Origin of the sequence: Streptomyces sp. BB1-1-1, assembly GCF_031597775.1 — a bacterium.
Classification (GTDB): domain Bacteria; phylum Actinomycetota; class Actinomycetes; order Streptomycetales; family Streptomycetaceae; genus Streptomyces; species Streptomyces thinghirensis.
This window is the reverse complement of sequence record NZ_CP134203.1, coordinates 8,183,103-8,196,533: the sequence shown is the minus strand read 5'-3', so window position 1 is coordinate 8,196,533 and position 13,431 is coordinate 8,183,103. Positions and strand designations below refer to the sequence as shown.

Sequence of the window (13,431 nt, the reverse complement as noted above, 5' to 3'; positions counted from 1 at the left end):
GGGCTCCTCGCGTCGGAGTGTTCGGAACGGGCCGAACGCGCACGGTAGACGCCCCTGTCGGGACCCCTCCCGTGCCTCGCGGTCCCGGGCCGGTCCCCGTGCTTGACCGGTCCCGGGTTTGCGCACGCTGCGTGCGACTGTGAAGGCTCTGGGTAGACACTGTGTGCGGCCCGCCGTGCACAGTAGGTTCGAGGCGTACGCGCGGCCCCGGACCGTGGCCGTGTGCGTTCCGGACTCGACCGAGGGGGAAGATCCGTGCGTTCCGGTGAGGAGTTCGCCGACCGCTATGTCCTCAAGGAGGTCGTCGGCGCGGGACGGGGCGGCGACGTGTGGCTGGCCCACGACACGGTGGTCGGCCAGGACGTCGCACTCAAACCGGAGCGGACGGACGGCGAGAGCGAGACCGCGCTGCGGCGGCTGCTGGGCGAACCGCGTGCCATGGCCAAGTTCCGCGGCCACCCACATGTGGTGACCCTCTTCGACGTGGTGACTGTGGAGCAGGACGGGCCCGGGTCACGCACGTACTGGTTCGTCATGGAGTACGTCCCCGGCGGCGGCCTGGACCGGTGTCCGACGGTCTCTCCCGAGCGGGCGGCCCGCATCGGCGCCCAGCTCGCCGACGCGCTGGCCGCCCTGCACGAGGCGGGCATCGTCCACTGCGACGTCAAGCCCGCCAACATCGGCGTCACCCGGCACGGGTCCGCGAAGCTGCTGGACTTCGGCGCCGCTCACCGGGTGGGCGGCACCGAGACCATCACGGTCGACGGCCCGTTCAGCTTCACCCCGGACTTCGCGGCCCCCGAGCTGGCCCGGGGCAACCTCCCCCGGCCCGCCTCGGACGTGTTCTGTCTCGCCGCCACCCTCTACGCGCTGGTCACCGGGGCGCCGCCGCGCGGGGGCGCGCCCGACGACGACGCCCCCGCCGGGACGGCGGAGGACGGGGAGGAGTCGGAGCGCCTGCGGTACTGGAAGGCCGAGCAGGGCGTCGTCGAGCTGGACTCCGCCGCCGTGGGGCCGCTGTACCCCGTGCTCACCGCCATGCTGCGACGCGACCCCCGGCAACGCCCCTCCGCCGCCGAGGCCGGGCGCCTTCTGGAGCAGGTCGCCGGATCCGAACCGGCACCCTCCCGGGACACGGCCACGACCGTCACCGGACGTCGCCGGTGGCGGCGACCGCTGATCGCGGCAGGCCTGGCCGTCTGCGCCTTACTGGCGCTGGGGCCGGCCCTCGTCCCCGGCACCGACGGCGGCAGGGCCACGCCCCGGCCCAGCCAGAGCCGGCCGACGGACGCCTCGGACGGCGAACCGCACACACTGGTCGGTGATCCGCGCACGGCCGACGTGTGCGCCCTGTCCCACCCCGCCGCGCTCGAACCGTTCGGCGACGCGAGGGTGGACGCGGACTACGGGAACTTCGACCGCTGCGACATGCTCGTGAGCGTCGACGACAGGACCCGGATCGACGTCTCGATGCGCCTCCTCGACGGCTCACCCCCGGAGGGGACGACGCCCTCCCGCACCGTCGGGCGGATCGGCATCCTGGAGGAGGAGTCGGAGAGCGAGGAGTGCCAACTGCTACTGACGTCGGACGCCGACGGCGCGCTGGTCGAGGTCCGCGCCAACATGGGCGAGGGCTCCGTGGTCGGCGGCACCGCGACCCTGTGCGCGGTCGCCGGCAAGGCCGCCGAGAGCGCCGCCGAGGTCCTCGACCGGGGCCCGCTCCCCCGCCGTTCCCCGCCCTACCCGCGCACGTCGCTGGCCTGGGCGAACGCCTGCGATCTGCTCGACGCCAAGGCGCTGTCCGCGGTTCCCGGCCTCAAGGTGGACGTGCCGGACGTCGGCGTCGCGAACTGGAGCTGCGAGTGGTCGAGCGACGTCGACGACCTGGATGCCGAAGTGGCCTTCTTCCGGGACCAGCCCAGGTCCGCGGCGGACGGCACGGCCCTCAGCCTCGCCGGATACCGCGCCGTGACGGAACCGGGTGACGACGGGGACACCTGTTCGGTCTTCGTCGAGTACCGCAGGTACAGCGGCCAGAACGCCAAGACCGCCGCCGAGATGGTGCGCCTGGACATCACGGGGCAGCGGCCCATGGATGAGCTCTGCGGGATGGCGGAGGACCTCGCCGCCTCGGCCGCGGCGGAACTCCGGGCGCGATGACGCGGCGCTGATCCGCTGCTCCGCCGGCCCCTCGTTCAGGACGCGGGGTCGGGCCAGGGCTCGTCGTCCTCCATCAGCTCCAGGTCCGGCGGCACGAGCGTCGTCGACTCCACCAACCCCTTGATCAGGTTGTGCAGCAGGCTGTTGTCGCCCGGGCGGCCCTGCGCCTTGTCGTGCAGCAGCGGATACCGGAAGCCGGTGCGGTGCAGGCGGTGGCGTACGACCTCGATCCGGTGTTCGATCCTGCGCTCGGTCCAGTTGGCGTCCGGGTGCAGGTAGCCGAGCTGCTTGGCGGCCGTGGCGTACGTCAGAGGGCGCGGCTCCTCCTCGTACAGCAGGTATCGCTGGCCGAGGACGACCAGCAGCAGCCGTTCGTCGTCGTCGAGCGCCCAGGTCTCCGGACGGACGGTCTCGGCGCGGCGCCGCGACACCGGCCCCTGGTCGTCGTGGCCCGCCACGTACAGCTCGACCAGATGCTCGCGGTAGCCGGAGCCCTTCACGAACAGCGGGGTGTAGCCGGTGGCGAGCGGGATCGCGTCGGAGCTGAGGTGCATCATCCGGCCGCGGGGCAGCCGGACGAGCTGCTGCCCGGTGTTGCGCAGCCACCACAGGCCCTGACGGTATGTCAGTTCTCCGTGCCGGCGGCTCACCCGCAGGTCGTCCACGCCCACCCCCAGGTCCACATCGGGCTTCTCGCCCCGCCCGAAGCAGACCGTCAGCCCCGGTCGGGGCGGCGCGCTCAGCTCACCGGTGACCGTGCGGGCGTGCAGCGTCCCGGGCTTGGTGGGCGCGACACCGCGCGCGAGGCTGGCGGAGAGGGGCATCGCTGGTCTCCTCGGTTCTCGGCGTACGGCGTACCGACCAGTGTCCGCCCCCTCCGCGGGACCCCTCCCGAGCCGGGCCGCCGCCGCGACGCGAGCACATTATGTTGGTCCTGTGCAGCTTCGCGGTCGACCCCATGGAACCCGGACGAGGCGACCCATCTCGCTGGGCGGTGCCCGGCGACGCCGTGATAGCACGGAGTACCAGATGGGAAAGGGCTCACGATCATGGGTATCTTCAGCCGTCGCCAGACCGCCGTCATCGAACGGAACCCGGCTGACGACACCGGCGTCTCAGGCGCGGAGGCCGCGGCCCGGAGCGTCGCGCTCGACCCCGCGCTTCGCGCGCTGACCGGTCGATGGACCATCGACCGACCGCACAGTCGCATCGGATTCTCCGTACGGCACGCGATGGTCACGACCGTGCGAGGGGCTTTCGCCGACTACGACAGCACGTTGTACTTCGACGGAGCCCGGCCCTCCGAGTCGCGGGCCGACCTCGTCATCCGGGTCGCCAGTGTCGACACGGGCGTGGAACAACGGGACGCGCACCTCATCGGCCGCGACTTCTTCGACGTGGGCCGCTACCCGGAGATGGTCTTCCGCAGCACCTCCACCGTCCACGAGGGCGGTGAGACCTTCCGCATGACCGGGGACCTGACCATCCGCGACGTCACCCGGCCCGTCGATCTGCAACTCGACTACCTCGGCTCGGTCCTGGACCCGTTCGGCGCCGAGCGGGCCGGCTTCGACGGCACCACCACCATCGACCGTACGGAGTGGGGCCTGGTCTACAACCAGCGCCTGAAGGCGGGCGGCACCATGGTGAGCGAGAAGGTCCGGCTGCAGTTCGACATCTCCGCGGTCCGGTCGCCGTCATAGGGCCGTGAAGTGCTGGTTCTCCGAGCCGTCGCAGTTCTGGATCCGCAGCGGCTCGCTCGGGCCGGCCAGGGTGAGGCAGAGCCCTCGCGCGGACGTCGGCCGGATCGTGGCCCCGTCGCGGACGAACTTCTGATGTGCCCCGCCGTGGCAGTTCCACAGGACCAGGCCCGTGCCGGCCGGATACCTGGTGTCGGGGACGTCCAAACAGCGGTCCTGGGTCAGCTCGGTATGGATGGTGCCCCGAGCCGGGTCGTACCACCAGCCCTGGTTGCGGCCACCGTGGCACTCCCAGCCGAGGACCCGGGTGCCGTTGGCGCTCTCGGCGGCGCCGACGTCCACGCAGGTGCCGGTCGCCCGGTTCGTCAGCGGTCGGTAGGCCGTGTCCCAGGCGTACGGGAAGAGGACCGGCTTGCCGGAGGAGTCGACGTCCGCGCAACTCGCCTCGTCGGCGCCCGAGGCGTACAACTGCGTGAGGCAGGAGGCGAAGGCGGCGTGGCCGCGCTTGTTGGGGTGGAAGGACTGGCGCAGGGAGTTCTCGTCCGGCACGCCGGGCTTGGAGAGGTCGATGTAGGCGCCCCGGGCCCAGGTGTCCTCCATGCAGACCTCGTGGCCGTGGAAGAGCCGTGAGTTGTCGAGGTAGATCGCGCCGGTGTCGGCCGCGGCCTCACGCATTCCGCGTTCGAAGGCGGGGACCGCGCTGTCGCGTCCCCAGGCGGTGTCGGAGTCGTATCCCAGCCCGCCGCAGGCGAGTTTGCCGGCGAAGGCCGGGTTGTCGCGGAAGTCGGGGCCGATGGGGCTGGGGTAGCCCATGAGGACGAGTTTGTAGTCGCCGTCGGCGTAACCGGCGTCCCTCATCACGCTCTTCAGGTCGCGCACGGTCTGCTCGACCTTGGGCACGAGAGCGTCGACGCGGTCCTGCCAGCCGGGGGCGTACTTGGATTCGCAGGGGCCCTGGAGGAGCAGGTAGCGCGTGACGCAGTCGGTCATGACGGGGCCGAACTGGAGGTCGTCGTTGGCTCCGGCGACCAGCAGCACCATCTTGACGCGGGTGTTCCGCGCCTTGATCGCGAGGCTGTCGCTCTGCACGAGTTCGTCGGCGTACTGCTTGGCGCCGCCGATGCGGATGTTGCCGGTGTACGCGCCGGAGCACGACACGTCGAGCGTGAGGTCGGCGGGGATCCCGGTGCGGTGGATGGCGGCGTCCGGCGAGCGGTGGCACCAGTTGTCGGGGCCGTTGGTGCCGGGTTCGTAGGTGCCGATCCCCTCCCCCGAGATCTCGCTGTCGCCGAGTGAGATCAGGCTGGTCCTGCGGTCGCCGAGAGGTCGTTCCGCCGGGTTTCCGTAGAGCTTGGTGGCCTCGGCGGCGCGGATGGCCTCCAGTTCGGAGGAGAGCGGTACGGAGGAGACGGACTCGGCGGAGCCGGGCCGGGCGGCCTGCGCGGGGGCGGCGGCGGTGATGGATCCGCATGCCACCGCCACCGCGGCGGCGGCCGCCGTCAGCCAGTGGTGTCTGTGCCATGTGCCCTTCACTGCACCTCCTGGTGATGGGGTTACCAGGGGTTGTACTGGCCGGTAGGCGCCGTGGGAACACTCGAAACAAGACAACTACTCAACTTTTACGCGGAGTGACGACGACGGTGACATGCGCGCCGGGCCGCGCCCGCACGCGCGCGATCGCCGCGCGGTCACCCGGCAGCACGGGCGTGGCCGTGCGGGCGCCGGTCAGCTCGATGCGCCAGCCGCCCGCCCGGGGCGGCACGGAGATCTCGGTGACACCGCGCCCGGCCCGGTACGACAGCCGGAAGGCTCCGCTGCCCGGCTCGTGGACCTCGGCGGTGACCCGGCCGGCGACCGCCGGGGCGTACGGCGCCGCGGTTTGCTCCTTGTTGGTCCGGAAGCGTCCCTCCGCGTCGACGGCGCAGTATCCGCCGCCGTAGCACCACGCGTAGCCCGCCCAACCGGAGCTGTAGCGGTTCAGGGACGACAGGGCGTCCCGGTAGAAGCGCCCCATGTTCGGCAGGGAGTTGTTGAGCGGGCCCCACTCTCCCACCACGACGGGAACGCGGTATCGGCGCGGATAGACGGTCACCGCGGACTCGTACGCCTCGATCCAGCCGGCCGAAGGGTCGTAGTCGGCGCCCGCCTCCATCGCCGTGTTGTAGAAGTGGGGCGCGTAGACGGCCTTCGGGTCGTCGATCCGGCCCAGGCCGGTGGGGACGCCCTCCCCCACGATCGGGGTGGGTTCGAAGAAGATCCAGGAGTCGTCGTCGACGGACCGCACGGCGTCGGCGAGGCGGTTGTACAGGGGCGTGAGCTGATCGCGCTCTATGCGCCGGGCCGCCGTCGGCAGGTCCTCGCCCTGTCCGATCTCGCCCATGGGTTCGTTGATCAGGTCGTAGCCGAGGACGGCCGGATGGTCCCGGAAGCGTCCGGCCAGCACCCGCCACATGTCCGCCTGCGCGCGCCGCAGGTCCGGGTCCTCGTAGAGGTGGGTGAAGGCACGCTGCACGGCCGGTTCGAAGTACTCGGCGAACCAGTCGTCGGGGTGCGGCTGGAACGGCAGCCCGTCGGTCCTCGTCGCCCACTCGGGGATGCCGCGGTGCCCGAACGCGGGCCCGAAGACGTCCTGGTGCGCGTCGATCAGGACGTGGACGCGGTGCTTGTGCGCCCAGTCCAGGACGCGCTCGATCCGGCGGAGGTATCGCTCGCTGTACCGGCCCCGCTCGGGTTCGAGGTCGTCCCAGAAGACCAGCAGCCGCGCGAAGTTGAAACCCCGGGCCCGCAGGTCCCGGAAGTGCCGCTCGCCGATCGCGGACAGAGCGGCCTCGCCGCGGTGGGTCTTGTCCTCGACGTTCCAGCCGCGCAGGGTCAGGACCCGGCCCCGGTCGTCCGTGAGCCGGGGTATGCCGAGGGGCGGGTCCCGGTGGTCCTCGACGGCGGCCTTCGCGTGAGCGGTTCCGGTGGACAGCAGGACGACACAGACGAGCGCGGCGCACAGACGGCGGTACATGGGACCTCCGGCACGGTCGGTCGACAGTGCCGCAGATCACATCAGGAAAGCTGAGGATTGTTCAAGAGTGCGGGCGCCGACGTCCGTCACGGCCCGCCTCGGCGTCTCAGTCCTCCGCGATCAGGGCGGGAGTCGACCGGGTGAGCACCTCGCCGCGGAAGAAGGCGGGGCTGCGCCGGCGCATCACGCACATGATCACCACACCGAGTGCGAGCAGCCCCACGCCGATCACGAAGACGGATCCGACCCCGAGGACGGACGATCCGCTGCCGTAGGCGGGGTCCCACATGTCGGCCAGCGTCTTGACGAAGACGGCCGCGAGCAGGCCGCCGCCGACGACCGGGAAGAGCCCCTTGAACATCAGGTCGCGCCCGGACCTGAGCAGGTCGGCGCGGAAGTACCAGGCGCAGGCGAAGGCCGTGAGGGCGTAGTAGAAGCAGATCATCAGGCCGAGCGCGTAGATCGTGTCGACCAGTACGTGCTCACTGACCAGTGTCATCACCGTGTAGAAGACGCCCGTGGCGATGCCCGCGGTGACCGTGGCACGGCCCGGGGTGCGAAAGCGCGGGTGGACCCGGGCGTAGGAGGCGGGCAGTGCCTCGTACGTCGACATGGCCAGGACCGTGCGGGCGACGGGGATGAACGTCGTCTGCAGGCTCGCCGCCGCCGACGCGAGGACCGCGACGAACAGCAGGACGCCGAGGCCCGGGCCCATCACGGGGCCGGCGAGCGCGGCGAAGACGTTGTCCGACGTGTCGGGGTTGGCGAGTCCGAGGCCCTGGTCACCGGAGCCCACGACCATCTGCGCGGCGACGCCCGTGGCCAGGTAGGAGCCGACGAGCACGATCATGGCGACGAGCGCCGCCCGGCCCGGCGTACGGCTGCTGCCGCTGGTCTCCTCGTTGGCCGTCAGACAGGCGTCCCAGCCCCAGTACATGAAGATCGACAGCGACAGGCCCGCCGTGAAGGCGGCGAACGACTGGACGGCGAACGGGTTGAGCCACGACCAGGAGAAGTCGGCCGAGGTGGGGAGATCAGCGCTCCCGGCCTTCGAGAAGGCCATCGCCACGAAGACGGCCAGCACCACGAGTTGCAGCGCCACCAAGGCGTACTGCAGGCCCTTGGTCGCCGTCATCCCGCGATAGCTGATCACCGTGGCGATCGCGATCAGCGCGAGGCAGGTCACGATGTGCACGAACTTGTTGCCGTCCAGTTCGGCCACCGTGGCACTCCCGGTGATCTCTCCCGCGAGCAACCAGAAGTACGAAGTCGCCACACCGGCCAGGTTCGACAGCACGATGATCGTGGCGATCACCAGGCCCCAGCCGCACATCCATCCCACGCGCGGACCGAACGCCTGCACCGTCCAGGTGAACGACGTGCCGCAGTCGGGCATCGCCTTGTTCAGCTCGCGGTAGGCGAAGGCGACGAGCAGCATCGGCAGGAAGCCGGCGAGGAACACCGCCGGCATCTGCAGTCCTACCTCGCCGGCGGTCGAGCCGAGCGTGGAGGTGAGGCAGTAGACCGGGGCCACGGTGGAGACGCCGATGACGGCACTGCCCATCAGGCCTACGGAGTTCCCGTTGAGGCCCTTGGCGCGCATACCTTCGGCGGAGGCACCGTCGCCCGGCTCGGGGGCCTCCAGCCGCACGTCGAGCTGAGTCATGAACAAGACGTTAAGTCCTGCGGTTTCCGTGGTGGCCGTTACATGACTCGACCCGCCTTCACTCACTTCACCATGGGATTGAAGGCAGCTTCGGTAATACGCCTGCACTGCGGAGGAGAAGGGTCGGCATCACTCGCATCTCCCAAAGAGCGAGCGATGACTGTCCGATATTCGGTTATCGCAGAAGTGGCCGATTCACGCGGTTCGGATACGCCGCATGACCTGCGTCACACTTCCGGAACCCGTGGAGGGGCGGGCCTGCTCACAGGCGAGCCGGCGCGCCCGCGCGCTTGTAGGTGCGCATCAGGAGCGAGGTGTCCGCCGAGTGCAGTCCGGGCAGGCCGCTGAAGGCGCGGGCCACGAACGTCCGCAGCTCGGCCATGGAGGCATGGCTCGCGTAACCGAGGATGTTCGTGCGCCCGGTGGTCAGCGCGAGGTGGCGTACGGACGGCTCCCGCGCGAGGACGCGTACGGCCTCGTCCACCGCGCCCGGGTGGACGGTGAGCCGGAAGCGCCCCTCGACCGGGTAGCCGAGGACGGCCGGTTCGGCGAGCAGCCGCAGATGCAGCGCGTGCGAGGTCATCAGCCGGGCGAGGCGTCGCCGGGCCGTGGTCTCGCCGACGCGCAGCTCGCGGGCGAGACGGCTGAACGGGATCCGCGCGTCCTGTTCCAGCAGCGTGACGAGGGTGCGGTCGAGCGCGTCGAGCGGGGGCGGGTCCGGCAGGGGGCGGCCCTCGCTGACCGTACGGCGGACGAAGGTGGGCTCGGGATCGAGGGGTGACCAGTCGTTCGCCGTGAGCAGGAGCCGCAGGACCACGGACGAGTGGACGTCCCGTACGCCCTCGATCCGGCCGATTCCCTCGTCGACGGCGGTGAACAGCTGCTCGTGATCGTGTGCCTGGAGTTCGGCGAACACCTGAAGGTCACCGGTGGCGACCTCGACGGACCAGACGTCGGTCCGCCTGGCCAGGGCCGTCGCCGTCTCGTGCACCCGGCCCGGCAGGGAGGTGACGGCCAGCTCGGCGACGATGCCTTCTCCGAGGTACTCGGGCACCAGCGCCGCCGTGAACCGTACGAGGCCGGTGCCGGTCATGCGTTCCAGACGGCGCGCGACGGTGCGCTCGTGCACGCCGACCCGGGTGCCGACGTCGGCGAGGCCGGCACGGGGCTCGCGGCCGAGCACACGCAGGATCGCGTGGTCGACGTCGTCGAAGGTGGACGGCGATCGGCCTGGCCTCCGACGAGCACCATCGCTCGTCGCTCTTGGCACGTCTCGCGAATCGGCGGGCGGCAGAGGCGGCGGCCTGTCTCTGAGAGCCGCCCGTCCCGGACTGCCTACCGCCGTCGTCCCGGGCCTCCGGCCGCCGTCACCCCTCGACCGCGGCCGGCCTCGGGTCGGCCCGGCGGCCTTCAGGGCGCGGGCGGGAGCGGCCCGTCGCCGCGGACGGCCCGCCAGAGTTCCGTGGCCTCGGGCTGGGCGGCCACTACGCGGTTGGGGTCCTGGGGGTACGGCCGTACGGGCAGGGTGCGGAAGTCGATGTCGTCGGGTTCGATGCCGCTCAGGCTGCGCGCCAGCGCCGTCAGGGCCCGCAGGGAGCCGAGGTCCTCGTCGGTCGTCAGGGCCGAGGTGGCGGTGTCGGCGACCCGGTACAGGCGGACGGGGTCGCTCAGCAGCCGGTCGGACCGCAGCTGTTCGGTCAGGGCCGCGAGGAACTTCTGCTGGAGCCGTATGCGGCCCAGATCGCTGCCGTCCCCGATGCCGTGGCGGGTGCGCACGAGGGCCAGTGCCTGCTCCCCGTTCAGGTGATGGGTGCCCTCGGTGAGGTCCAGGCCGCTCTTGGGGTCGTGGATGTCCTGCGGGACGGAGATCCGCACCCCGCCGATCGCGTCGATGAGCTTCTTGAAGCCCGTGAAGTCGACCTCCACGACGTGGTCGACACGCACCCGGCTCATCTCTTCCAGGGTCTTCACGGTGCAGGCGCTGCCGCCGACCGTGTAGGCGGTGTTGAACATCGCCGCCCGCTCCTCCGGCGTCGATCCGCCGTCCGGCCGGGGACAGGGCGGCCGGTGGACGACGGTGTCGCGGGGGACGCTGATGACGGCGGCGGTGGTCCGGTCGGCGTCGAGGTGGACGAGCATCGCGGTGTCGGACCGCGCCCCGCTGACATGGGCGCCGTAGGCTCGGTTGGCCCCGGCCCGGGAGTCGGAGCCGAGCACGAGGATGTTGGTGGCCCCTTCCGCGGTGCGCGCCGGCCGGTCGTCGCCCAGTCGGGCGTCGATGTCGGTGGTGGCCAGGTTGCCGTCGAGTCGGTGGTAGGCCGCCCAGCCGCCGAGGGCGAGGGTCGCGCAGAGCAGCCCGCCGGCCCCGTACAGGGCGCGGCGGCGGGAACGACGCCGACGGGTCTTGTCGGCGTGGCGGGCGCCACGGGCGTGGCGGGCGAGGGTGAGGCGCACAGTGGATGACCTCCGTGGGGACGGCCCCGCGGGGTGGACGTCCCGCAGGGCCGCTCGGGTCCGTCAGACGTGGTAGCGGTCGGTGGCGAAGAGACGGAGGTTGTCGGCGACCCAGTCGGAGGTGTGCCGGAGCCCTTCCTCCAGCGAGACCTCCGGCTGCCAGCCGGCCCAGTCGCGGGCACGGGAGTTGTCGGAGAGCAGGCGCTGCACTTCGCTGCCCGCGGGGCGCAGCCGGGCGGGGTCGACGACGATCTCGGCGTCCCGGCCGGACGCGGCGATGAGTGCCTTGGCCAGGTCGCCGACGGAGATCTCCTGGCCGGTGCCGAGGTTGACGGCGTGCCCGACGGCCCGGTCGCAGGCGGCCAGGGCGAGGAAGCCGGCGGCGGTGTCGGTGACGTAGGTGAAGTCCCGGGTGGGGGTGAGTGAGCCGAGGCGGATCTGCCGGGTGCCGGAGTGCAGTTGGGACAGGATCGTGGGGATGACCGCGCGGGCGGACTGCCGGGGTCCGTAGGTGTTGAAGGGGCGGACGACGGTGACGGGGAGTTCGAAGGCGTGCCAGTGCGACAGCGCCATCATGTCGGCGCCGATCTTCGAGGCCGAGTACGGCGACTGCGGCTGCAGCGGGTGGTCCTCGCTGATCGGCGCGGTGCGGGCGGTGCCGTAGACCTCGCTGGTGGAGGTGTGCACCAGGCGGCGCACCGCGTGCCGTCGGCATGCCTCGGCGATGTTCTCGGTGCCGACGACGTTGGTCTGGACGTAGGCGCCCGGGGACTCGTAGCTGTAGGGGATGCCGATGAGGGCGGCGAGGTGGAAGACGGTGTCGCAGCCGGCCACGGCGTCCATCACCCGGCCCGCGTCGCGGACGTCTCCGGCGAGCATCTCGACCGGGCTGTCCGGGTCGGTGAAGTGGTGGGCGAGGTGGCCCTTCTCGGCGTACGGCTTGTAGTGGACGAACGCGCGGACCTCGGCGCCGCGGGCGACGAGGAGGTCGACCAGGGCGGAGCCGATGAACCCTTCGGCTCCGGTGACCAGGACGGTGCGGCCGGTCCAGTCGAAGTCGGCGGTGGTGTGCGGGGCGGGGGTGCGCGGGATGGTCATGCCGGGGTCTCCGTGTCGGTGTGGTGGGCGGGCAGGGGTCGGTGGCCGGAAAGGGCGGGGTCGCCCGGGTGCGGTGCCGGTCGGCCGGACAGGCGCAGGACGTGTGCGGCCAGCAGGTCGGCGGCCTGGGCGTGGGTGCCGGGGTTGGCCGCGGCGGCCATGGCGGCCAGCCGGGACGGATCGGTCAGCAGCGGCGCGACCAGGGTGGCCAGCCGGTCGGCGTCCGTCTCGGCGTCGGGCAGCAGCAGACCGGCGCCGACGTCGGTGAGGACGCGGGCGTTGTGGGTCTGGTGGTCGCCGGGGGCGTACGGGTACGGCACCAGGACGGCGGGAGTACGGGTGGACGCCAGTTCGGCGACGGTCGACGAACCCGCTCGGCAGACGGCCAGGTCGGCGGCCGCGTACGCGAGGTCCATCCGGTCGAGGTAGGGGACGGCCGTGGCGACGCGGGCGGCGCCGGACCGGTCCAGCTGCCGCCGGGTGTCCTCCAGTGCGGCCGGACCCGTCTTGATCAACAGGTGGACGTCGGTGCGGTGCCGCCAGTGCCGCGCCAGGCCGGTCGCCGCGGCGGTGAGCCGGGCGGCGCCCAGGCTGCCGCCGTTGACCAGCAGCAGCCGGCCGTCGCCCGGGACGCCGAGCGCGTGCCGGGCGGCGGCCCGGAGTCCCGGGCGGTCCAGCGCGGCCAGCTCCGCGGCGATCGGCATGCCCACGGTGTCGGCGTGCCGGCCGCCGGAGAGGTGTTCCCGGGACTCGTCGAAGGCCAGGGTGATCCGGTCGGTCAGCATGGCCGCGAACCGGTTCGCGCGGCCCGGTACCGCGTTCGACTCGTGGATCACGCTGGGCAGGCCGGCCATCCGGGCCCCGACGATCACGGGTGCGCTCGGGTAACCGCCCATGCCGACCGCGACCTGCGCGCCCTGCTCGCGCAGGATCGCCCGGCACTGGGCGCCGGACTTGGCCAGCGCGGCGGGCAGCAGGAAGCGCTTCGCGCCCAGCGACGGATCGAAGGGGATCATGTCGACGGTGTGCAGCGGGTAACCGGCCTCGGGAATGAGCCGGGTCTCCAGCCCGCGTGTCGTGCCGACGAACGAGACCACGGCATCGGGTACGGCCCGCCGCAGCGCGTCGGCCAGTGCCAGGCCGGGATAGATGTGGCCGCCCGTGCCGCCGGCGCCGATCACCACCGACAGACGGGACTGGGGGGTTCGCGGTATTCGCGGTGTCCTCATGGGGGCCACGCTGCTGACGCGCTCTAAGAGAGATCTAAGAACCGGCGCCCCGGACCGACGCGCGGCCTGGCACCGCCACGCTGGACGGACGGTATAAGAGGTCTCTCAGAA

10 protein-coding genes are annotated in these 13,431 nt (G+C 71.8%); 2 read left to right on the top strand and 8 right to left on the bottom strand.

Going from position 1 to position 13,431, the window contains the following annotated elements:
* Positions 1-255: 255 nt before the first annotated feature.
* The gene (locus RI578_RS37615) at positions 256-2,160 is read left to right on the top strand and encodes a serine/threonine-protein kinase (RefSeq protein ID WP_310875274.1); all 1,905 of its coding nucleotides are present in this window, start codon (positions 256-258) and stop codon (positions 2,158-2,160) included.
* A gap of 35 nt (positions 2,161-2,195) precedes the next feature.
* Here the strand turns inward: RI578_RS37615 and RI578_RS37610 are convergent, their stop codons facing one another.
* A complete protein-coding gene (locus tag RI578_RS37610) occupies positions 2,196-2,984 on the bottom strand; it encodes an FHA domain-containing protein (RefSeq protein WP_310875273.1) in 789 nt (262 codons plus the stop codon).
* Positions 2,985-3,209: 225 nt separating this feature from the next.
* Here RI578_RS37610 and RI578_RS37605 point away from each other — a divergent pair, with 225 nt between their 5' ends.
* A complete protein-coding gene (locus tag RI578_RS37605) occupies positions 3,210-3,863 on the top strand; it encodes a YceI family protein (RefSeq protein WP_310875272.1) in 654 nt (217 codons plus the stop codon).
* On the opposite strand, the gene RI578_RS37600 is transcribed toward RI578_RS37605, so the two are convergent.
* From RI578_RS37600 to RI578_RS37570, 7 genes are all read right to left on the bottom strand, one after another.
* Positions 3,858-5,393, bottom strand: coding sequence for a ricin-type beta-trefoil lectin domain protein (locus RI578_RS37600; protein ID WP_310875271.1), 1,536 nt, complete (start codon positions 5,391-5,393; stop codon positions 3,858-3,860). The two genes, RI578_RS37605 and RI578_RS37600, sit on opposite strands and share 6 nt — an antisense overlap.
* A gap of 79 nt (positions 5,394-5,472) precedes the next feature.
* Entirely contained in the window at positions 5,473-6,873 is a 1,401-nt protein-coding gene (locus tag RI578_RS37595) for a cellulase family glycosylhydrolase (protein ID WP_310875270.1), read from the bottom strand.
* A gap of 106 nt (positions 6,874-6,979) precedes the next feature.
* Positions 6,980-8,539 carry an APC family permease gene (locus RI578_RS37590; protein WP_310875269.1) on the bottom strand — a complete coding sequence of 520 codons (1,560 nt, stop codon included), beginning with the start codon at positions 8,537-8,539 and terminating at the stop codon, positions 6,980-6,982.
* A gap of 262 nt (positions 8,540-8,801) precedes the next feature.
* Positions 8,802-9,809 carry an Lrp/AsnC family transcriptional regulator gene (locus tag RI578_RS37585; RefSeq protein WP_310875268.1) on the bottom strand — a complete coding sequence of 336 codons (1,008 nt, stop codon included), beginning with the start codon at positions 9,807-9,809 and terminating at the stop codon, positions 8,802-8,804.
* A gap of 140 nt (positions 9,810-9,949) precedes the next feature.
* A complete protein-coding gene (locus tag RI578_RS37580; RefSeq protein ID WP_310875267.1) occupies positions 9,950-10,993 on the bottom strand; it encodes an LCP family protein in 1,044 nt (347 codons plus the stop codon).
* Positions 10,994-11,056: 63 nt separating this feature from the next.
* The gene (locus tag RI578_RS37575) at positions 11,057-12,091 is read right to left on the bottom strand and encodes a GDP-mannose 4,6-dehydratase (RefSeq protein ID WP_310875266.1); all 1,035 of its coding nucleotides are present in this window, start codon (positions 12,089-12,091) and stop codon (positions 11,057-11,059) included.
* Complete coding sequence (locus RI578_RS37570; protein ID WP_310875265.1) at positions 12,088-13,320, bottom strand: UDP-N-acetylglucosamine--N-acetylmuramyl-(pentapeptide) pyrophosphoryl-undecaprenol N-acetylglucosamine transferase; 1,233 nt, start codon at positions 13,318-13,320, stop codon at positions 12,088-12,090. The genes RI578_RS37575 and RI578_RS37570 overlap by 4 nt, the downstream gene beginning before the upstream one ends.
* Positions 13,321-13,431 lie beyond the last annotated feature (111 nt).

Coding starts and splice junctions, on each gene's coding strand:
- RI578_RS37610 (WP_310875273.1), bottom strand. CDS start 2,984: ATGCCCCTCTCCGCCAGCCTCGCGCGCGGTGTCGCGCCCACCAAGCCC.
- RI578_RS37605 (WP_310875272.1), top strand. CDS start 3,210: ATGGGTATCTTCAGCCGTCGCCAGACCGCCGTCATCGAACGGAACCCG.
- RI578_RS37595 (WP_310875270.1), bottom strand. CDS start 6,873: ATGTACCGCCGTCTGTGCGCCGCGCTCGTCTGTGTCGTCCTGCTGTCC.
- RI578_RS37590 (WP_310875269.1), bottom strand. CDS start 8,539: ATGACTCAGCTCGACGTGCGGCTGGAGGCCCCCGAGCCGGGCGACGGT.
- RI578_RS37575 (WP_310875266.1), bottom strand. CDS start 12,091: ATGACCATCCCGCGCACCCCCGCCCCGCACACCACCGCCGACTTCGAC.
- RI578_RS37570 (WP_310875265.1), bottom strand. CDS start 13,320: ATGAGGACACCGCGAATACCGCGAACCCCCCAGTCCCGTCTGTCGGTG.